The 19,066-nt window shown below is 56.3% G+C and carries 20 protein-coding genes, 1 pseudogene and 1 other annotated feature; of the genes and pseudogenes, 7 read left to right on the top strand and 14 right to left on the bottom strand.

Annotated features, from left to right (window positions below; genetic code table 11):
* Positions 1-61 precede the first annotated feature (61 nt).
* The 5 genes from ilvN to SK47_RS01225 form a co-directional block, all read right to left on the bottom strand.
* A complete protein-coding gene (ilvN, locus tag SK47_RS01210) occupies positions 62-349 on the bottom strand; it encodes an acetolactate synthase small subunit (RefSeq protein ID WP_003861055.1) in 288 nt (95 codons plus the stop codon).
* 3 nt (positions 350-352) lie between these two features.
* Positions 353-2,041 (bottom strand): acetolactate synthase large subunit, encoded by a 1,689-nt coding sequence (gene ilvB, locus SK47_RS01215; RefSeq protein WP_003861056.1) that lies wholly within the window; start codon positions 2,039-2,041, stop codon positions 353-355.
* Between the two features lie 229 nt (positions 2,042-2,270).
* Positions 2,271-2,369, bottom strand: a complete 99-nt coding sequence (ivbL, locus tag SK47_RS23810) for an ilvB operon leader peptide IvbL (protein WP_057979964.1) — start codon at positions 2,367-2,369, stop codon at positions 2,271-2,273.
* A 146-nt stretch (positions 2,370-2,515) separates the two neighbouring features.
* Positions 2,516-2,935: a helix-turn-helix domain-containing protein gene (locus SK47_RS01220; protein ID WP_156172551.1), complete on the bottom strand. Its 420-nt coding sequence runs from the start codon at positions 2,933-2,935 to the stop codon at positions 2,516-2,518.
* Positions 2,932-3,246: a type II toxin-antitoxin system HigB family toxin gene (locus tag SK47_RS01225; protein WP_023302825.1), complete on the bottom strand. Its 315-nt coding sequence runs from the start codon at positions 3,244-3,246 to the stop codon at positions 2,932-2,934. Before SK47_RS01225 ends, SK47_RS01220 begins: the two co-directional genes overlap by 4 nt.
* A 486-nt stretch (positions 3,247-3,732) precedes the next feature.
* On the opposite strand from SK47_RS01225, the gene tisB reads away from it, so the two are divergent.
* From tisB to emrD, 4 genes are all read left to right on the top strand, one after another.
* Positions 3,733-3,822 (top strand): type I toxin-antitoxin system toxin TisB, encoded by a 90-nt coding sequence (gene tisB, locus SK47_RS22785; RefSeq protein WP_022646551.1) that lies wholly within the window; start codon positions 3,733-3,735, stop codon positions 3,820-3,822.
* Between the two features lie 64 nt (positions 3,823-3,886).
* On the top strand, positions 3,887-4,333 hold the full coding sequence (locus tag SK47_RS01235; RefSeq protein ID WP_003861064.1) for a GNAT family N-acetyltransferase: 447 nt from the start codon (positions 3,887-3,889) through the stop codon (positions 4,331-4,333).
* A gap of 62 nt (positions 4,334-4,395) precedes the next feature.
* Positions 4,396-5,229, top strand: coding sequence for a DMT family transporter (locus tag SK47_RS01240; RefSeq protein WP_048243364.1), 834 nt, complete (start codon positions 4,396-4,398; stop codon positions 5,227-5,229).
* A gap of 175 nt (positions 5,230-5,404) precedes the next feature.
* Complete coding sequence (gene emrD, locus SK47_RS01245) at positions 5,405-6,589, top strand: multidrug efflux MFS transporter EmrD (RefSeq protein WP_048245027.1); 1,185 nt, start codon at positions 5,405-5,407, stop codon at positions 6,587-6,589.
* Here the strand turns inward: emrD and SK47_RS22790 are convergent.
* A pseudogene (locus SK47_RS22790) lies at positions 6,495-7,580 on the bottom strand (cellulase family glycosylhydrolase); the annotation flags it as partial. The gene emrD and the pseudogene SK47_RS22790 overlap by 95 nt on opposite strands.
* An 84-nt stretch (positions 7,581-7,664) precedes the next feature.
* Positions 7,665-8,591: a DNA-binding transcriptional regulator DsdC gene (dsdC, locus tag SK47_RS01250; protein WP_048241919.1), complete on the bottom strand. Its 927-nt coding sequence runs from the start codon at positions 8,589-8,591 to the stop codon at positions 7,665-7,667.
* Positions 8,592-8,795: 204 nt separating this feature from the next.
* Here dsdC and dsdX point away from each other — a divergent pair, with 204 nt between their 5' ends.
* Together dsdX and dsdA are read left to right on the top strand one after the other, a co-directional pair.
* The gene (gene dsdX / locus SK47_RS01255) at positions 8,796-10,133 is read left to right on the top strand and encodes a D-serine transporter DsdX (protein ID WP_032660886.1); all 1,338 of its coding nucleotides are present in this window, start codon (positions 8,796-8,798) and stop codon (positions 10,131-10,133) included.
* A 17-nt stretch (positions 10,134-10,150) separates the two neighbouring features.
* Positions 10,151-11,437 (top strand): D-serine ammonia-lyase, encoded by a 1,287-nt coding sequence (gene dsdA, locus SK47_RS01260; protein ID WP_048243366.1) that lies wholly within the window; start codon positions 10,151-10,153, stop codon positions 11,435-11,437.
* Positions 11,438-11,469: 32 nt separating this feature from the next.
* On the opposite strand, the gene SK47_RS01265 is transcribed toward dsdA, so the two are convergent.
* From SK47_RS01265 to SK47_RS01280, 4 genes are all read right to left on the bottom strand, one after another.
* The gene (locus tag SK47_RS01265) at positions 11,470-11,817 is read right to left on the bottom strand and encodes a DUF202 domain-containing protein (RefSeq protein WP_022650092.1); all 348 of its coding nucleotides are present in this window, start codon (positions 11,815-11,817) and stop codon (positions 11,470-11,472) included.
* Complete coding sequence (locus tag SK47_RS01270; RefSeq protein WP_003861080.1) at positions 11,807-12,154, bottom strand: YidH family protein; 348 nt, start codon at positions 12,152-12,154, stop codon at positions 11,807-11,809. The genes SK47_RS01265 and SK47_RS01270 overlap by 11 nt, the downstream gene beginning before the upstream one ends.
* 92 nt (positions 12,155-12,246) lie before the next feature.
* Positions 12,247-13,569, bottom strand: a complete 1,323-nt coding sequence (locus SK47_RS01275; protein WP_003861082.1) for a 6-phospho-alpha-glucosidase — start codon at positions 13,567-13,569, stop codon at positions 12,247-12,249.
* The gene (locus SK47_RS01280; RefSeq protein ID WP_022650091.1) at positions 13,566-15,188 is read right to left on the bottom strand and encodes an alpha-glucoside-specific PTS transporter subunit IIBC; all 1,623 of its coding nucleotides are present in this window, start codon (positions 15,186-15,188) and stop codon (positions 13,566-13,568) included. The genes SK47_RS01275 and SK47_RS01280 overlap by 4 nt, the downstream gene beginning before the upstream one ends.
* 222 nt (positions 15,189-15,410) lie before the next feature.
* Here SK47_RS01280 and SK47_RS01285 point away from each other — a divergent pair, with 222 nt between their 5' ends.
* Entirely contained in the window at positions 15,411-16,145 is a 735-nt protein-coding gene (locus SK47_RS01285; RefSeq protein ID WP_003861087.1) for a GntR family transcriptional regulator, read from the top strand.
* Here SK47_RS01285 and SK47_RS01290 read toward each other — a convergent pair.
* The 3 genes from SK47_RS01290 to ibpA form a co-directional block, all read right to left on the bottom strand.
* On the bottom strand, positions 16,125-17,786 hold the full coding sequence (locus tag SK47_RS01290) for a putative transporter (protein ID WP_032608144.1): 1,662 nt from the start codon (positions 17,784-17,786) through the stop codon (positions 16,125-16,127). The two genes, SK47_RS01285 and SK47_RS01290, sit on opposite strands and share 21 nt — an antisense overlap.
* A 189-nt stretch (positions 17,787-17,975) precedes the next feature.
* Positions 17,976-18,404 carry a small heat shock chaperone IbpB gene (gene ibpB, locus SK47_RS01295; RefSeq protein ID WP_003861091.1) on the bottom strand — a complete coding sequence of 143 codons (429 nt, stop codon included), beginning with the start codon at positions 18,402-18,404 and terminating at the stop codon, positions 17,976-17,978.
* 136 nt (positions 18,405-18,540) lie between these two features.
* Positions 18,541-18,951: a small heat shock chaperone IbpA gene (gene ibpA / locus SK47_RS01300; protein WP_003861094.1), complete on the bottom strand. Its 411-nt coding sequence runs from the start codon at positions 18,949-18,951 to the stop codon at positions 18,541-18,543.
* Positions 18,945-19,019 (bottom strand) — a sequence feature (ROSE (Repression Of Heat Shock gene Expression) occurs in the 5'-region of heat shock genes and acts as an RNA thermometer to modulate expression.). (Overlaps the previous gene by 7 nt.)
* Between the last annotated feature and the right edge of the window lie 47 nt (positions 19,020-19,066).

Here is a 19,066-nt window from a genome sequence, read left to right on the forward strand (position 1 = left end):
AAGCCGGATGACGCTGCGCTTATCCGGCCTACAAGAGCGAAAGACGCTTACCTTAAGCGATTTACTCGAAAAACACCGCAATTTTGTTAAACATGGTGGGATCGGACTGGTTGCGCGCCACGTTGGTGACGTCTTCCAGCTTGTCGATCTGCGCTATCATCTGCTCCAGACGCTGGTCGTCGTTGACCAGTAGCCAGATGCGGCTGTGCTCGCTGCCCTGAATCGGCAGGCAGAGAATGCCTTCAACGTTAAATGCCCGGCGGGCAAACAGCCCGCAGACGTGGGTCATGACGCCAGGGTGGTTGCGGACGGTGAGTTCCAGAATGACGTTATCATGTTGTTTCTGCATGGCTTATTCTCCCACCATCTCAGTATTTGCCGCACCCGGCGGCACCATCGGATACACTTTTTGTTCAGGGTCGATACGCACGTGGATCAACGCCGGGCCAGGGCGAGAAATCGCATCCTGCAACGCCGCGTGGGCATCTTCTTCGGCGTTCAGATCGCAGGTGTGCAGGCCAAAACCAGCGGCAATCTGCATGAAGTTGATCATCCCCGGATAGGTCGCCGCAAACACGCCCTGCTTATAGAACAGGCTCTGCTGCTGGTGTACCAGACCCAGCGCCTCGTTGTTCATCAGAATGATTTTGACGTCTAACTGGTTTTCGGCCGCCGTCGCCATCTCCTGAATATTCATCATCAGGCTGCCGTCACCGGAGAAGCAGATCACCTTACGGTCCGGGTTGGCGAGCGCCGCGCCAACCGCTGCGGGCAGGCCGAAGCCCATGGTGCCAAGGCCGCCGGAGGTCAGCCACTGGCGCGGGCGGTTCAGCGGATACGCCTGGGCAGTCCACATCTGATGCTGGCCGACGTCGGTGGTGATAATCGCGCTGTCATCCACGCAGGCGGCAACAGCGTTGATAAGACCATAGTGGCTCAGCGGGTCGCCCTCGGTTGGGATAGCGCCCGGGAACTCGCGTTGCAGATCGGCCACCAGCTGGCGCCAGTCGGCGCGGTCGGTTGCCACCGTCTGCGGGATCAGCTGCGCCAGCACCTCGGCCACGTCGCCCTGGATCGCCACGTGCGGCTGCTTGATTTTACCCAGCTCGGCGCGGTCGATATCCACGTGAATGATTTTGGCGTTCGGGCAGAACTGCTCGGTTTTGCCAATCGCCCGGTCATCAAAACGCGCCCCCATAACTATCAGCAAATCCGCCTCTTGCAGGATGTAGTTGGTGCTGCGCGCGCCGTGCATGCCCAGCATCCCTAAAGACAATGGATGCGCTTTGGGCAGCATACCCAGCGCCATCAGGGTCATGGTGGTCGGCAGGTTGGCTTTTTCCGCAAACTGGCGGATTTCATCCGCGGCGTTGATCGCCCCGCCGCCCAGATACAGCACCGGGCGTTTGGCGGCGTTGATCATTGCCGCCGCATCGCGCACGCTCTCAGCGCTGAACTCCGGCGCGGGGGCACGCTCGCCCGGCTCCGGCAGAATGTCGATCTCGATCTCTGCGGTCTGGACATCCTTAGGAATGTCTATCCACACCGGTCCCGGGCGGCCAGACTGCGCGATGCGGAACGCATCGCTGATAACCTGAGGCAGCTCGCTGATATCGCGAACTAAATAGTTATGTTTGGTGATGGGGATAGAGATGCCGTAGGTATCGACTTCCTGGAACGCATCGGTGCCGATCATCGAGGACGGCACCTGGCCGGTAATGCAGATCAGCGGAATGGAGTCGAGACGCGCGTCGGCGATGGCGGTCACCAGGTTAGTGGCGCCCGGCCCGCTACAGGCCATACAGACCGCTGGTTTACCCTGGGTACGCGCCATGCCCTGGGCGATAAAGCCTGCGCCCTGCTCGTGGCGCGCCAGCACGTGGCGGATCTGTGTGCTTTGGCTTAACGCATCATACAGCGGCAGCACGGTCCCACCCGGGATGCCCGCAACGGTGGTGATGCCCTGTCGTTCCAGTAAATGAACAATCAGCTGCGCGCCTGTAAAACGCGTCTTGGTGGATGTTGTGCCCGAACTTGCCATGCTCCAGTCCTTTTCTTCTGAGCCAGCTTTACGCGTCGTAGTTCAGGTTGCAGATGCGTTGGCTGCGTTCCCTCACCCCAGTCACGTACCTATGTACGCTCCTGGGGATTCGCTCACTTGCCGCCTTCCTGCAACCCGAACTACTTAGCGTATCCGGGAGGGGTCCTAAACGAAAAACCCCGCCCGGTTTGCGCCGGCGGGGTTTTGGATTCGTGTGTTGATCCAGTCCCTACGGCGCATTGCCGACGACCACCACCACACGCACGACGACCACTGCGGCAGGTTGCGCAGTTTTTAGTAGGGTCGAAGTGAAGATGGATGAAGTCATTGGGGACCTGTGTTTGGAATCATTGATTGAATTTATACAAACACAGGTTTTCGGATGTGACAATGGAAATATTTTCATCTGCGCAAAAATGCGTCAGGGATCACGTTTCGTTTGTTGGGTGGTGACACTCAATAAAGGGTTTTTACTCACTCAATAAATAACGCAGGTGATACCCCAAATCTGGCCGCCAGCTTTTTAATATGGTTCAGCGTAAGCTGTCTCTGACCATTCAGAACCCGTGAAACCATCGATTTACTACCAATTTCATCCTGAAAATCCGATATCGTCAGATTGTATTGATCCATCAATGTTCTTAAAACTGCAATTCCGACAGGAACAGACTCCATCTCCTTGCGTAATGCGACTATCTCTGGCCGATTAGCTTCGTAACGGCTAATTCTGGCGCACACAATATCCAGCAAGGGGCTATTGGGCTCGTTCATAAGGAGATACTCAACCAGCTCAAGCGCATCCTTATAATCTTTCTCGCTCGGCTGTTCACCCAGTAAAGGAACGGCCGCAACAAGGGCGTGCGTAGCTTTCATTGCATCAGCGACGATCATCATTTCTTCCCCTTAGTGCGATGTTTCTCCGTAAAACGGTCATATTCCTTATGAGTAAAAACATGGCGCACATAAAACTTTTGGCTTTCAAAGAAGATGAGAGCCACTACTCTGAGATTGTTATTTGCAATATCAATAACATAATGCTTATCAAGATACTTGAAGTTATCCAGCGTTGGGAAAAGTTTTCTCAGTGCAGCGGGCGTCGGGCAGTGGCTCTTTTCAATAACTCGTCCTAAAAAGAGAAGCTCTTCTCTGTGTTGCGGGAACTGGCTTACCGCATCCAAAATTGCCTTCATTGAGATTAAATGCATCCTGCTTGCCTGCCGCGTCCATTGCCATTATGGCAACGATAACACCTGTTGCCAATAAGTCAACGAAGGGTACTATTTTCACTTCGTCAGAAAACAAAAAACCCCGCCTAAGCGAGGTTTTTATCAGGGTTTTGCGGTTGGTTGCCGCAGAACACACTGTGTTACGTCAACGCGAAAAGTATACGCGATCGAAGACGAACGCGCAATTCCGGCACGGATTTTGACGTTTTTGAGTATGGATCGCCTTCCAAAATTTGTCCATAAAATACTGTTCATGCATACAGTATTTATCTATACTGAGGGTGTTCGCAGTGAGCGAGGGGGCCGCAGTTTACCGGCGCAACGAAGTCCTGGCTGAAACGGGTGGTGCCGTCAGTGCCTTAACCCCTGAAGTGAGCACACTGTGTTACGTCAATCCAGGTGCTGGCCACAGGCGGCGGAAAGGTACGCCAGCATCGTGCTCCTTTTAACCAAAAGGAGACGCGTATGAGCGTCGTGGATATGGTCATACTTGTCCTCAAACTCATTGTTGCTGTATTGCAACTGCTTGATGCTGTCCTGAAATACGTTAAGTGATTCAGGTTCAAGTCGCACCTGAGAGGGGCGGGCAACCGCCCCTCTTTAATAACGAGGGAATGCTATGTCGCGTCTGTTAATTGAGCCTGTTACGCCTGATGAACCGGGCTATATCGCCCTGAAGGCCGAGAGTATCGCGTTGAATTTCAATATGCTGCGCAGGCTGGAAGAGAACTGGCAGCGCGGTGAGAATCGCTTTAACGCGCCGGGTGAAAAGCTGCTGGGGGCGTTTCTTAACGGCAGGCTGGTGGGCGTGTGCGGCCTCAACCGCGATCCGTTCAGCCAGCAGCCGCGCGCCGGACGTATTCGTCATCTCTACGTCAGCGAAAAGTGCCGTGGACAGGGCATTGGCAAACAACTTTTGACCGTGGTGATGGCGGATGCCAGCATCTGGTTTGATTTTCTTAATACCCATGCGCCGGAAACCGCGTACGGATTTTACCATCGGGCGGGCTTCAGGCTGGTGTCAGACGAACCCCGGGTGACGCACCGCCTTTTTTGCGCAGTGTAAGCGGCTGGCAGCATCGACGGGTGAATGTTACAGTTGGATGACATTTCACCAACCGATACGCCATGACCATCACCGTTTTCTGCATTTTACTGTTCGCCGCACTGCTGCATGCCAGCTGGAACGCCATCGTTAAAGCCGGAACGGATAAACTCTACTCGGCGATCGGCGTCAGCGGTTCAGCCGCGCTTATTGCCCTGATTTTACTGCCCTTCTCTCCTCAGCCAACTGCCGCAAGCTGGCCATATTTGTTCGTCTCCTGTGCGTTACAGGTGGTGTATACGGTACTGGTGGCAAAAACTTATCAGGTCTCCGACATGAGCCAGACCTACCCCCTTATGCGCGGGACGGCCCCTCTGCTGGTGGCGCTGATCAGCGTAATGGTGCTCGGGGATCATCTCTCCTGGCTTGCGTGGTCCGGCATCGGGGTCATTTGTCTGTCGATTCTGGCGATGGCGATGAACGGCCGCATGCAGTCACGCAAGGGGATCTGGCTGGCGCTGCTGAACGCCTGTTTTATCGCCGGGTATACCCTGGTGGACGGCACCGGTGTGCGACTCTCGGACACTGCGCTGGGCTACACGCTCTGGACCTTCTTCATGAACGGTTTCTGTCTGCTGAGCTGGGCAATGGTGGCGCGGCGTCGCGAAGCGTCCAGCTACCTGCGCCTGCACTGGAAAAAAGGGCTGCTCGGCGGCGTCGGGACGATGGGATCTTACGGTCTGGCACTCTGGGCGATGACCCAGGCACCGCTGGCTGTGGTCGCCGCAATGCGTGAAACCTCTATTCTCTTCGGCGCATTAATCGCATTTGTGCTTTTAAAAGAGAAGGTTGCCGGCCTGCGCATCGCGGCGGCACTGGGTATTGCTGCCGGTGCGATCCTGCTGCGCCTGGCGTAATTCGCTGGCAACATTAGTTGCCGATCTTGTTTACAAATCCTGCCTTCACGTCTTCTGTCATTCATCACAGTAATGCTTAAATTGTCATCTCTCTGTGGTAGATTCCTCGCGCATTTATGGGAATGCATAGTTACTTATTCTTCATTTATCTCTTTTGGCAAAAGTATTCAGCGACATGAAAAAGCAACGGAACGTGAACTTATTGTTGATGCTGGTGTTACTGGTGGCCGTCGGGCAGATGGCGCAAACCATCTACATTCCGGCGATTGCCGATATGGCAAAAGATCTAAGCGTCCGCGAAGGTGCAGTCCAGAGCGTGATGGCAGCCTATCTGCTAACCTATGGCGTTTCACAGCTGGTTTATGGTCCCCTGTCCGATCGCGTCGGGCGTCGTCCGGTCATTCTGGTGGGCATGAGCATTTTCATGGTAGCGACGATGATCGCCATTACCACTCACAGCCTGACCGTCCTGATTGCCACCAGCGCCCTTCAGGGTGTGGGCACCGGCGTCGGCGGGGTTATGGCGCGTACCCTGCCGCGTGATATGTACCAGGGCACACAGCTTCGCCACGCCAACAGTCTGTTAAATATGGGTATTCTGGTCAGCCCGCTGCTGGCCCCGCTGATTGGGGGTCTGCTGGACACCGTCTGGTCCTGGCGCGCCTGTTATGCCTTCCTGCTGGTGCTGTGCATTATTGTCACCTTCAGCATGGGGCGCTGGATGCCGGAAACCCGCCCAAAAGACGCGCCGCGCACGAAGCTCATCGCCAGCTACAAAACGCTGTTCGGTAATGGGTCCTTTACCTGTTATCTGTTGATGCTAATCGGCGGCCTGGCGGGCATTGCGGTGTTTGAAGCCTGTTCCGGCGTGCTGCTGGGCGCGGGCCTTGGCCTGAGCAGTATGGTGGTGAGTATTCTGTTTATTCTGCCGATCCCGGCGGCGTTCTTCGGCGCATGGTTCGCCGGACGTCCGAACAAGCGTTTCTCCACCCTGATGTGGCAGTCGGTGATCAGCTGTCTGCTGGCCGGGCTGATGATGTGGATCCCGGGGCTGTTTGACGTGATGTCGGTCTGGACGTTGCTCATCCCGGCAGCGCTGTTCTTCTTCGGCGCGGGCATGCTGTTTCCCCTCGCCACCAGCGGCGCGATGGAGCCGTTCCCGTTCCTCGCAGGCACGGCAGGCGCGCTGGTGGGCGGTTTGCAGAACATCGGTTCCGGCGCGCTGGCCTGGCTTTCGGCTATGATGCCGCAGACCGGGCAGGCGAGTTTAGGCTTGCTGATGACCCTGATGGGGCTGCTGATTTTGCTGTGCTGGCTGCCGCTGGCGTCGCGTGTCTCGCATCACGAACAGCCGGTTTAACCGCATGATGGCCCGGCTTCTCGCCGGGCTTTTCACAGACGGGCGCAATCATCGCCTGCAATAGCCGCTCTGGGGCAGGCCGCCACGCCCCCTCTTCCCCGTCATAAAACTGAACATCGGCGTTTATCGCATACGGGATGTTGGCATGTTGCATCTCGCACGCCATAAACGTGGCAAACGCCATCTGCGAGGCGGTTGGCGTCAGGCTTTTCGATTCGCCCACCCCCCAGCCGCCAACCCAGCTCACATGCCCGGTTTTTTGTTGCCAGTGCAGCGCGGCGTTGATTCGGTTACGGATAGCCGCTTTCTCAGCCGCAGTTCCGGACGTCCACGGGTATTTACCGTTCGTTTTCAGCGGACCCCAGGGGAAAATATGCCACTCCGCCAGCAGGTAATTCTGGCTGTGCGCGGGTAGCTTCAGGCTGGATAAATCCTCCGGCGCGGCGCGCAGACGAGGGGCGATAAAAATCATGCGGCTGGCATCAATGGCGTGAATGTCTTTGATCGCTTTCTCATACACCCGGTTGAGCGAAGCAACGTTGTGGTTGAGCTTGTCCGCCGGTTCGTAGATCAGGTCAAAGCCCAGCAACGGCGAGCGCTGACCAAAATAGTGCGCCACGGCAATCCACCAGTTAATCACCTCTTTTTCGGTATCCGCTTTCGGGTCGTTTTTATATTCATCGGCCTGATAAGCGATGATGGGGATGACGCCGTATTGCTCGCAGGCCTCCACCAGCTTACGCAGGTGAATCAGCCGCGCTTCCGTCGGTTCGCCCGCCACCCGAATACGGACATGGTGTATGCCTTTCGCCTGAAAATCACGGACCACCAGCGGGTCGAATTCGCGGATACCGCGCTCGGTGCGTGCCCAGTCCACATCCATCCCGACGCCCAGCTGCTGCGCATAACGGGCAGCCGTCAGCGGCGGCTCAGCGGCAGTCGCCCAGCCGGAAGAGAGTAAGATCGCAGTGGCAATAAAAGGCTTTAACACGGTTTACCCTGGAAAAATCAAAAGCATTACCTGTATTTAGCACGCTTTTTCACATTTGGTGTAGAGCGAAAGCGTAATAATTCTTCAACCCGCCAGCTCTCTTAGCCAGCCGATAAAGGCGTCAATTTTCGGCCACTGACGGCCGGGAAGCGTTGAGACGTAATAATGCTGATGGCACTTGAGGGTTTCCCCATCAAAGGGTGCGATCAACTCCCCCCGTTCGAGACGTTTTTGCACCAGCCGCTTTCTCCCCATCGCCACCCCGACATTACTCATGGCCGCGATAATGGCTAAATCAGAACGATCGAAGCCAATACCCGATGATAACGGCATATTCACCGCGTAATGCTGCGCCCAGCTCAGCCACTCATCCGTACCGGAATCATTGCTCCAGGCCTGACGGTCGTGCAGTAACGTGCAGTGGCTGAGGTTATGGGGGTTTTTCAGCAGTTCATGCTCCCGGGCATACGCCGGCGAGCAGACGGGCAAAATCTCTTCATCCATCAAAAAGTGATGAGAAAGGTGGTTTGGCGGCGTATCGTCGAAATAGAGCGCCAGATCGATGCCGGTTCGCTGCATGTTGACGTAATCATTACCAGTCAGAATAGTAAGTGAAATCGACGGGTAGCGGCGGGTAAAATCCCCCAGCATCGGCACCAGCCAGCACTGGGCGATCGACGGCCGGGAGTACACCGTTAGCGTACCTGACAGCGCCTGGTTTTTAATGTCCAGGATCTCCTGATTCAGGGTGTCGAGGGACGATTTCAGCGTCCAGTAAACGCGCTTGCCTTCCTGCGTCAGCTCCACTTTACGGTGTGAGCGGACAAACAGCTGAATGCCCAGCTCCTCTTCCAGCAGGTTAATGCGGTGGCTCACCGCGCTGGGGCTGAGCGACAGCTCCGCCGCCGCCAGGGCGAAGGACTCATGCCGGGCGGCCACTTCAAAGGTGTACATTTTCGACAGTTGCCAGCCGTTTAACAGCCGGTTTCTGCCTTCATTCGCATCGGTCATCACAATTCCCACACGTAATTTCTGCGTTCAGCATACCGCTCAAGAATGAATTTATGTGAACCAACGGCAAAATAAGTGCGCTTTTTAGAATCCAGTCACTCAGTTGATCCAATCTGGCTCATCTGAACGCCAATTTATATCGTTTGTCAGCCCAAGCCGTTTTTTCGTCCAATATCCCCAGATGACATAAGGGTGAGGTGAGATATGGGATCTCAGGTCTGGGTTGTGGCAACGCTGCTTGTCAGCATCGTGTTGATTGTTTTAACCATCGTAAAACTGAAGTTTCACCCGTTCCTCGCGCTGCTGCTGGCAAGCTTTTTCGTTGGCGCGATGATGGGGATGAGCCCGCTGGATATGGTTAACGCCATTGAGAGCGGGATTGGCGGTACGCTGGGCTTCCTGGCGGCGGTTATCGGTCTTGGCACTATTCTCGGCAAAATGATGGAAGTCTCCGGCGCGGCAGAGCGCATCGGGATTACGTTGCAGCGCTGCCGCTGGCTGTCGGCGGACGTGATTATGGTCCTGGTCGGCCTGATCTGCGGCATTACGCTGTTTGTTGAAGTGGGCGTGGTACTGCTGATCCCGCTGGCGTTTTCCATCGCCAAAAAGACCAACACGTCGCTGCTCAAGCTGGCCATTCCGCTCTGTACCGCACTAATGGCAGTGCACTGCGTGGTGCCTCCGCATCCGGCCGCGCTGTTTGTCACCAATAAATTAGGGGCGGACGTCGGGACGGTGATTGTCTACGGTCTGATGGTGGGCCTGATGGCGTCTCTGGTTGGCGGCCCGCTGTTCCTGAAGCTGCTCGGCGATCGTCTGCCCTATAAGCCGGTTCCGGCGGAATTTTCAGACCTGAAGGTGCGGGAAGAACACACGCTGCCATCGCTGGGCGCCACGCTGTTCACCGTGCTGCTGCCGATTGCCCTGATGCTGGTGAAAACCATTGCCGAGCTGAACATGGCAAAAGAAGGCTCGCTGTATACCCTGCTGGAGTTTATCGGCAACCCCATCACCGCGATGTTTATCGCCGTGTTTGTCGCCTACTACCTGCTGGGGATCCGCCAGCACATGGGCATGGGCGCAATGCTGATCCATACGGAGCACGGCTTTGGCTCTATCGCCAACATTTTGCTGATTATCGGTGCGGGCGGGGCGTTCAACGCCATCCTTAAAATCAGTGGTCTGGCGGAGACGCTGGCGCATATTCTCTCGAACCTGCATATGCACCCTATCCTTCTCGCCTGGCTGGTGGCACTGGTGCTGCACGCCGCCGTGGGTTCGGCAACGGTAGCGATGATGGGTGCCACGGCGATAGTGGCGCCGATGCTGCCGCTCTACCCGAACGTAAGCCCGGAGATCATCACCATTGCCATCGGGTCCGGCGCTATTGGCTGCACGATCGTGACCGACTCTCTCTTCTGGCTGGTGAAGCAGTACTGCGGCGCGACCCTGAATGAGACCTTCAAATACTATACGACGGCGACGTTTATCGCCTCGGTGCTTGCACTTGGCGGCACATTCCTGCTTTCTTTCATTATCTGAGCGCGAAGAGACGTATTATGGAAAACGCAACTATCACTACTTTAACCGCACAGTTTCCTCTGGTTGAGGATCTGATTGCCCTGAAAGAAACCACCTGGCTTAACCCTCGCACCACGACGCTGGCGGAAGGATTGCCGTATGTCGGGCTGACGAAAGCCGACGTAGACGACGCGCACGCGCGCCTGAAACGCTTCGCGCCGTATCTGGCGAAAGCGTTCCCGGAAACGGCGGCAGCGGGCGGGATTATCGAATCCGACCTGGTCGCGATCCCGGCGATGCAGGCGCGGCTGGAGAAAGAATCTGCGAAGCCTGTTACAGGCACGCTGCTGCTGAAAAAAGACAGCCATCTGCCGATTTCCGGCTCGATCAAAGCGCGCGGCGGCATCTATGAGGTGCTGACCCATGCGGAGAAACTGGCGCTGGAAGCCGGGTTGCTGAGCGTTGAAGACGACTACAGCGTTCTGCTGGAGCCGCGCTTTAAGGACTTCTTCAGCCAGTACAGCATCGCGGTGGGCTCAACCGGCAACCTGGGGATGTCCATCGGCATTATGAGCGCACGCATTGGCTTTAAGGTGACCGTGCATATGTCCGCCGACGCCCGCGAGTGGAAGAAAGCCAAACTGCGCAGCCACGGCGTGATCGTCGTTGAATATGAGCAGGATTACGGCGTGGCGGTGGAGCAGGGACGCAAAGCGGCGGAAAGCGATCCGAACTGCTTCTTTATTGACGATGAGAATTCACGCACGCTGTTCCTGGGCTATGCGGTTGCTGGCGAGCGCCTGAAGGCGCAGTTTATCGAACAGGGCCGCGTGGTGGATGCCGATCATCCTCTGTACGTCTATCTGCCGTGCGGCGTCGGCGGCGGCCCCGGCGGCGTGGCTTTTGGCCTGAAGCTGGCCTTTGGCGATAACGTCCACTGCTTCTTTGCGGAGCCAACGCACTCACCGTGCATGCTGCTGGGCGTTTATACCGGGCTGCACGATGAAATCGCCGTGCAGGACCTGGGTATTGATAACGTGACGGCGGCGGACGGACTGGCGGTAGGACGTGCCTCCGGCTTCGTGGGCCGCGCGATGGAGCGCCTGCTCGACGGGTTCTATACCCTCTCCGATCAAAGCATGTACGACATGCTCGGCTGGCTGGCGCAGGAGGAAAGGATTCGCCTGGAGCCGTCGGCGCTGGCGGGGATGGCCGGGCCGCTGCGCGTCGATGCCGATGAGAACGTTACCCACCTGGTGTGGGCGACCGGCGGCGGCATGGTGCCGGAAGACGAGATGGCGAAATATTTAGCGAAAGGGAAGTAATTATGCCGGGTGGCGGCTGCGCCTTACCCGGCCTACAGGTGCAAAATTTGTTGAATGTGGGTTACCGCAAACAGCAGTGACAACGACAGCACGGCCAGGGCGATGAGGAACTTATCCCGCACCGCTTTCGGCTGCGCAAAGTCGTTCTGCGACACGTCCATCAGGTTACGGCTGCGGGTGTAGCGCCATAAAATGATGGCTACCAGCGCCAGCACAACAATGGAGATCCAGAATGGCGCCCCCGTGCGGTGCCAGTTGTGCTTAATGGCAAGAGCGATCAGCGCGCCATACCCCAGCAGCGTGCGCAGCCAGGCCAGCGAGGTTCGCTCTGGCTGAAGGCCGGGGTCCGCTTCCCGCCGCGCTTTGCGGCTATCCGGCATACAGCACCAGTAACATCACTACGCCCGCAACCATCAGCAAAATCGTACTGATAATGAGCAAGCCGCGCGTGTAGGGGAGATCCTGCTTCAGACGCATCGCCTTTTCATTTCTCAGCCAGCGCAGATAGCCATAAATCGCCAGCACGCCGGCAATCAGGCACAGTAGCAGGGCCAGCACTTCGCGAATCAACGGGGTGGCAAAATCGGGGGCGAGCTGATCAAGGCCGACGCCTGCGGCCAGAAAGCCCAGGGCGGTGCGGATCCACGCTAAGAACGTGCGTTCGTTAGCCAGTGAGAAGCGGTAGTCCGGTGCTTCACCGAGGCGGGAAATGTTCATGAAAGTTCCTTGTCGTGCTGCATGCAGGCTTCAGCATAGCGTAATTCAGCCAGGACAAGGAGACCGGCATCAGGCGATGCCGGTCAGAAAGATTAGTGCAGCTCTGGCCAGTAATCCTTATTCGCTTCAATCAGATCGTCCAGAATCGCCTTCGCCACCGATGCGCTCGGTACGGTTTTCGACAGGGTAATCGCCTGCCAGAGTTTCTGATACGAGCGCTGCTCCCAGGCGTCCACCACCAGTTTTTCCACCGCCACCTGCTGGCTCATGAGCCCTTTCTGGAAGTGCGGAATATCACCCACGGTCAGCGGCTCCGGTCCGTTGTGGCCGACCAGACAAGGTATTTCTACCATCGCGTCAGCATCAAAGTTATGGATAGCCCCATTGTTAGGCACAATCAGCAGCATGCGTTCCTGGGTGTTAAAGGCAATCGCGGTCGCCAGATCGACGATGTACGACGCATGTTCGTCAATTTCCAGTTCACCGGCAGAAGAATGACCGGCTTCGATAATCGCCCGACATGAACTGAATACATGCTTCTCACGGTGATCCATCACTTCATTGGCGCGGGTACGCTCCGGATTGGAATGGGCGACCACATAGTCCGGGAACAGGTAATACTTCAGGTAGGTGTTCGGCATGGTGTCCGGATCCAGCGCCTGTACGTCTTTGGCCTTGGCGAAGGTATCGTTCCAGCTCGCTTCAGTATGCACATCTTCCGAAGGCGGAACATAACCGTTTTTCGCCACGTATTCGCGCAGCTTCGGCATCAGATCGTTGCCGTTCTGATCTTCAATCGACGTCCACCAGCCGAAGTGGTTCAGACCGTAGTAGCGCACGCGCATCTCTTTGCGGTCTTTCAGGCCCACGATTTGCGCCATACGTCCTTCAATGCCGATCGGCATGTCGCAGATGTTGAGAATTTTCGCGTTCGGACGCAGGCGGCGCGTGGCTTCCGCGACAATCGCCGCCGGGTTGGAGTAGTTCAACATCCACGCGTTCGGGGAGTACTGCTCCATGTAATCCACCAGCTCCAGCACGCCGCCGATGGAGCGCATGCCGTAGGAGATGCCGCCCGGCCCGCACGTTTCCTGGCCCAGCACGCCGTGGCGCAGCGGGATTTTTTCATCTTTTTCACGCATGGGATATTTGCCAACGCGAATATGCGCCATCACGAAATCCACATCGGTAAAGGCCGCTTCAGGATCGGTGGTGTAACTAAATTCAATCTCCGGCGCCTGCTCCTTAAGGATGATTTTACACGCCTCGGCGATGATCTCCTGACGTGCTCCGTCATTGTCATAGAACTTCAGCGCACGCAGCGGGAAACGGTCACGGTTGGCTAACAGCATCAGGACGATACCAGGCGTGAATGTACTGCCGCCGCCTGCAATAACAACTGAGAATTTTTTCATGATATAGCCTCTGTCAGAGTGGTTTGTTCGTTTGTTAAAGGGGTTTTCATCAGCGATTCCAGCTGGTCGCGCACCTGAGGAACGTGCAGACCGACAATCACCTGTATGCCGTTGCCGCGCCGCACCACACCGTGTGCGCCCAGGGCTTTGAATACGTCATCGCTTTGGGTTTTCGTCATATCCACCAGGGCGATACGCAGGCGGGTGGCGCAGTTATTGATACTTTCGATATTCGCTGCGCCGCCGAGCGCCTGTAAGAACCCAGCGGCCTGTCCGACCTGCTGGCTGGCTGCCGCCGGGGCGGTGGTTTGCCCACGAGCGGCCTTATAGTCGGCCTTGCTGTAGAGCTTGATTTCGCTCTCTTCCCGGCCCGGCGTTTTGAGATTCAGACGTTCGATAAGCGTTCTGAAGACCACGAAGTAGATCCCGGTGAAGCAGAGGCCGATGCCAATCTGGGTGAATACCGTCGAGGCGTGGTTATGGAACATCGGGATCCAGTTTTGCGGCAGGAACTGGTCCAGCAGACCGCCGCCCATGTTCCCCACCACCCCGAAGATATACATCACCGTCGCCATCGTTGCGGCCAGCACGGCGTGGATGGCAAACAGCAAAGGCGAGATAAACAGGAAGGTGAACTCCAGCGGTTCGGTAATGCCCACCAACACGGCGGTAAGCGTGGCCGGGATCAGCAGACCTGCCACTTTGACGCGGTTCTCCGGTGACGCGGTATACCAGATAGCCAGCGCAATACCGACTGAGCCAAACACCTTAGAGTTGCCGTGCAGCGCGAATCCGCCCTCCGGGAACAGCGTTTTCAGCGGCACAGTGCTCTGGCTGAATTCCTGAAGGTGCTGTGCCCAGTAGACCTGAATGCCGCCTTCTACCGCAGCCGGGCCGAAGATAAACGGGCCGTAGACAAAGTGGTGTAATCCGGTTGGGATCAGAATGCGTTCCAGGAAGGTATAAACCCATACGCCCAGCGCGCCAGCGGTACGTAGAAAGGCCTGCAACGACTCAATGCCCATCTGCACTTTCGGCCAGCCCAGCAGCGTCAGCCAGGCGCAGGGGATCATCACGAAGAACGCGAGGATAACGACAAACGAGGTGCCCTGGAAAATCCCCAGAAAGACCGGCAACGGCTTGTCGAAAAATCGGTTGTGGATGGCGGTGACGAGCCCGGAAATGATAATCGCCCCGATGATGCTGGTATCAAGCGTTTTGATTCCGGCAATCATCGCCAGCCCGCTGCCGGCAGTGGGTTCAGCAGAGAAGTCGACGCCAAAGAAGTGGCCCCAGGTCATCCCCATCGCGTTGATAAAATAGTTCCAGGTCAGGAAGCTAATCAGCACCGCCAGACAGGCGCGGCCCTGCGCCTGCTTTGCCAGGCCAATCGGTAAGCCGACAGCAAAAATCAGCGGCATATTACGGAACACCGCCCAGCCGCCCTCTTCGATGATGTGAACAATTTGCGCGAACAGATTATCAGGCGCGGTTAAGGCCTCACCGACAAACAGCGGATTGCGAAGCATGATGGCGATCCCAACCACGATCCCGGCAAAGGGAAACAGCAAAACCGGGGTGAACATGGCGCCGCCAAAACGTTGTATTTGACTGAGCATTTTTAAATCCTCATGAAACAACCTGTAGGGGATAGAGGCCTTTATGGTTTTTTACTGGCCTGAGGTGAGCATAAGAAGTTACTGATGCGGGAACATGGCGTGCCGCTGCGATTCGTGATCGCATTCATGGTTTTAATTTGACCAATCAGGTCTACTTTTTAAACTAAACATGGACAAGTTAAGACGTATTCCACGCCATGATGTGCGCAGAGAGGTCTACTGGTGATCTACAAATCAATTGCCGATCGGCTACGGCTGCGGCTGAATTCTTCGGACTACAACATTGGCAGTCCGTTACCCGGAGAAAAAGCGCTGGCAAAGGAGTTTGGCGTAGCCCGGATGACCGTCCGCAAAGCGCTGGATCTGCTGGTAAGCTGGGGGCTGGTTGAACGTCGACACGGTAGCGGGACGTTCGTGGCGCGCAAAGACGTTCATCATGAAACGACTAACCTGACTGGGCTGGTGGAGGTATTGCGCCAGCAGGGGAAAGAAGTGCAAAGCAAGGTGTTGCAGTTTGAAGTGATGCCCGCGCCGCCCGCCATCGCCAGCCAGCTGCGGATTCAGGTTGATGAGCGGATCTATTTTTCAAGGCGGGTGCGTTACGTGGACGGAAAACCGCTGATGCTGGAGGACAGCTTTATGCCGGTGAAGCTGTTCCGCAATCTTTCCCTGGCGCATCTCGAAGGGTCTAAGTTTGATTACATCGAGAAGGAGTGTGGGATCACCATCAGCGGCAACTACGAGAGCCTGACGCCGGTGCTGGCTGATAAACAGCTGGCCGGTTATATGAATGTGCCGGAACAGACGCCGCTGCTGCGCATCACTTCCCTTTCCTACAGCGACAGCGGCGAGTTCCTCAATTATTCCGTGATGTTCCGGAACACCAGCGATTACCAGGTGGACTACCATCTGCGGCGTATCCACCCGGAAGACTTATTAGCCCATCCCCCAGAATAGCACCGCCAGTAGCTGCGGGGTGATGATGCGCAGAAACATCACCAGCGGATAAACCGTGGCGTAGGATAACGCCGCCGCGCCGCTGGTGGCGTGCAGGTTATTGGCGAACGCCAGCGCGGGCGGATCGGTCATGGAACCGGCCAGCATGCCGCACAGCGTGAGATAGTTCATTTTAGCGAACATACGCGCCAATAATCCGACAGTTATCAGTGGGATAGCGGTAATAAATATGCCGTATCCTACCCAGCTCATCCCTTCGCCGTTCACCAGAGTATCGACAAAATCGCCGCCGGATTTCAGCCCCACCACCGCCAGAAACAGCACGATGCCCAACTCCCGCAGCGCCAGGTTAGCGCTCGGCGGCATAAACCAGTAGAGCTTACCGATGGAGCCGATACGCCCGAGGATAAGCGCCATAATGAGCGGCCCGCCTGCCAGACCCAGCTTCAGTGCTACCGGGAAGCCGGGCACGTACAGGGGGATGGAGCCAAGCATGACGCCAAGCCCGACGCCGATAAAGACCGGCAGCATCTGCACCTGCTGGAGTTTTTGCTGGGCGTTGCCCACCATGTCTGCTACGGCATCAATAGATGAAGGACGCCCGACGAGGTTGAGAATATCACCGAATTGCAGGCTGGCATCCTGGCTGGCCACCAGCTCGACACCGGCGCGGTTAAGCCGGGAGATCACCACGTCATAACGCTCTTTAACCTGCAAATCGCGTATTTTCTTGCCCAGAACCTTCTCATTGGTCACTACCACGCGCTCCACGCGCATGTCCGTTCCACGGGTTGAGAGTGAGGTATCCACCTCCTGACCGATCACCAGCCGGGCATTGTTTAAATCCGCCGGTTGCCCTACCAGATGCAGGAGATCGCCGTGCTGAATAAGGGTATCCGGTGAAGGCACCATCAGCGTGTCATCACGTTTCAGGCGGGAACAGATAATGGTCGCGCTGTTCAGAATGGGAACATCCTGAATCGCCATATTGTTCAGATTAGGGTTTTCGACGCGAATATTGATAGTTTTAATGAGCGCATGGCCGTTGGTCAGCGTGCTTTCATGCTCTTTTGCCTCCTGCTCGACGTTAACGCGGAACAGCACGCGCACCAGCCACATCGAGAGCAAAATACCGCAAATGCCAAACGGATAGGCCATGGCGTAGCTCATCCCCATCTGATCGACGACATCAGCAGGGATACCCAGATCGCGCAGAATTTGCTGGCCCGCCCCGAGCGCGGGCGTATTCGTGACGGCGCCGGAGAAGATGCCCAGCACGACGGGCAGCGGAATAGCGAAGAGTTTATGCAGGATCGCGGTGACCAGCCCACCCATCACAACAATGCCGAAGGCAAAGAGATTAAGGCGTAAACCGGAGACGCGCAGGGAAGCGAAGAAGCCCGGCCCCACCTGAATACCGATGGTATACACAAAGAGGATCAGGCCGAACTCCTGGATGAAATGCAGCATATCGGCGCTGAGCACCCACCCAAGCTGGTCGGCAAAATGGCCGACAAAAATCCCGCCGAACAGCACCCCGCCAATCCCAAACCCGACGCCGCGGATTTTGATATTCCCCAGCCATAGCCCCACTACCGCGACAAGGGCCAACACGCTGACGGTTAACGCGATATCACTCATGTTCCACATCCTGTGTATAACCTTAGTTATGATAAGGATTCTCTCAGAACTGGCGGCGGTTGTATGGGCGATGGCGCACATAAAAGCCGAAGGTAAACGCAAAACGGTCACCCGAAGGTGACCGTTTTTAATGTTTGCATCCTCTCCCACAGGGAGAGGGTCGGGGTGAGGGCACCAGCCCGCACACGATTAGCTATTCAACGCCGGGCGTTCGCTAATGGCGATGCGCTGAGGCGCAATGGCTTCCGGCACGTTACGGGTGAGGTCAATGTTCAGCAGCCCGTTAGTGAACGTCGCGCCAGAAACTTCCATATGGTCTGCCAGGGTAAAGCTCAGGCTAAACGGCTGAGTGACAAGCCCCTGATGCAGCCATTTGGTCTCGGTGTCTGGTTTTTCCGGTGACCCTTTCACGGTCAGGCGCGCACCCTCAAGCTGGATGTCGAGATCTTCCTGGCGGAACCCGGCCAGCGCAAGCGTGATGCGGTAGTGGTTATCATCGCTTTTTTCGATGTTGTACGGCGGAAAGGTCTGCTGTTCGGTTGCGCTTTGCAGCGCGTTAGCCAGTTTGTCAAAACCGATCCACTGACGCAGCAGGGGGGAAAAATCATAGTTACGCATACTAAATCTCCTTCTAAGAAGCGAGTTCGGCACAGTTTAATTTTGTGCACAGTTGTACCTGCAAACCCTTGCGGATTCGCATATGCTCCCTTTACGGCAAGCAATTTCAGGTGGGCCGCAGCCGCGACCCGCTTAATTAATTGATTTCGATACGACGCGGTTTTTTCTCTTCCGGAATCACACGTTCCAGTTCGATAAACAGCAGGCCGTTCACCAGGTTCGCGCCCTTGACGTGGATGTTCTCAGCCAGCTGGAACTTGCGTTCAAAGTTACGCTCTGCGATACCCTGGTAGAGGTAGGTTCGTTCTTTCTGCTCGCCCGCATGGGAGCCTTTCACCACCAGCAGATTGTCCTGCGCGGTGATCTCCAGTTCGCTCTCCGCGAAACCGGCAACAGCAATCGCAATGCGATAGTGGTTTTCGTCAACCAGTTCAACGTTGTAAGGAGGATAGCCGTTGCTCTGGCTCTGGTTGTTTTCTAAGTGGTTGAACAGACGATCAAAACCAATGGCAGAACGGTATAGCGGAGAGAGATCGAAATTACGCATAGATAAATGCTCCTGAAATCAGCGAGAAAATGTAGCCTTCCACCATGGACAGGCTTCTGCTTCCCCGAACACCCATCAGGCGTGTCCGTTATCGGGTTACATTCTTAAAATGGGT

The organism is Enterobacter sp. BWH52 (genome assembly GCF_001037565.1).
GTDB lineage: Bacteria > Pseudomonadota > Gammaproteobacteria > Enterobacterales > Enterobacteriaceae > Enterobacter > Enterobacter hormaechei_C.

Coding starts and splice junctions, on each gene's coding strand:
- SK47_RS01220 (WP_156172551.1), bottom strand. CDS start 2,935: ATGATGATCGTCGCTGATGCAATGAAAGCTACGCACGCCCTTGTTGCG.
- dsdX (WP_032660886.1), top strand. CDS start 8,796: ATGGGATCTCAGGTCTGGGTTGTGGCAACGCTGCTTGTCAGCATCGTG.
- emrD (WP_048245027.1), top strand. CDS start 5,405: ATGAAAAAGCAACGGAACGTGAACTTATTGTTGATGCTGGTGTTACTG.
- SK47_RS01290 (WP_032608144.1), bottom strand. CDS start 17,786: ATGAGTGATATCGCGTTAACCGTCAGCGTGTTGGCCCTTGTCGCGGTA.
- dsdC (WP_048241919.1), bottom strand. CDS start 8,591: ATGACCGATGCGAATGAAGGCAGAAACCGGCTGTTAAACGGCTGGCAA.
- SK47_RS01275 (WP_003861082.1), bottom strand. CDS start 13,569: ATGAAAAAATTCTCAGTTGTTATTGCAGGCGGCGGCAGTACATTCACG.
- SK47_RS01235 (WP_003861064.1), top strand. CDS start 3,887: ATGTCGCGTCTGTTAATTGAGCCTGTTACGCCTGATGAACCGGGCTAT.
- ilvN (WP_003861055.1), bottom strand. CDS start 349: ATGCAGAAACAACATGATAACGTCATTCTGGAACTCACCGTCCGCAAC.
- SK47_RS01270 (WP_003861080.1), bottom strand. CDS start 12,154: ATGAACATTTCCCGCCTCGGTGAAGCACCGGACTACCGCTTCTCACTG.
- tisB (WP_022646551.1), top strand. CDS start 3,733: ATGAGCGTCGTGGATATGGTCATACTTGTCCTCAAACTCATTGTTGCT.
- SK47_RS01225 (WP_023302825.1), bottom strand. CDS start 3,246: ATGCATTTAATCTCAATGAAGGCAATTTTGGATGCGGTAAGCCAGTTC.
- SK47_RS01265 (WP_022650092.1), bottom strand. CDS start 11,817: ATGCCGGATAGCCGCAAAGCGCGGCGGGAAGCGGACCCCGGCCTTCAG.
- ivbL (WP_057979964.1), bottom strand. CDS start 2,369: ATGACTTCATCCATCTTCACTTCGACCCTACTAAAAACTGCGCAACCT.
- ibpA (WP_003861094.1), bottom strand. CDS start 18,951: ATGCGTAATTTCGATCTCTCTCCGCTATACCGTTCTGCCATTGGTTTT.
- ilvB (WP_003861056.1), bottom strand. CDS start 2,041: ATGGCAAGTTCGGGCACAACATCCACCAAGACGCGTTTTACAGGCGCG.
- ibpB (WP_003861091.1), bottom strand. CDS start 18,404: ATGCGTAACTATGATTTTTCCCCCCTGCTGCGTCAGTGGATCGGTTTT.
- dsdA (WP_048243366.1), top strand. CDS start 10,151: ATGGAAAACGCAACTATCACTACTTTAACCGCACAGTTTCCTCTGGTT.
- SK47_RS01280 (WP_022650091.1), bottom strand. CDS start 15,188: ATGCTCAGTCAAATACAACGTTTTGGCGGCGCCATGTTCACCCCGGTT.
- SK47_RS01240 (WP_048243364.1), top strand. CDS start 4,396: ATGACCATCACCGTTTTCTGCATTTTACTGTTCGCCGCACTGCTGCAT.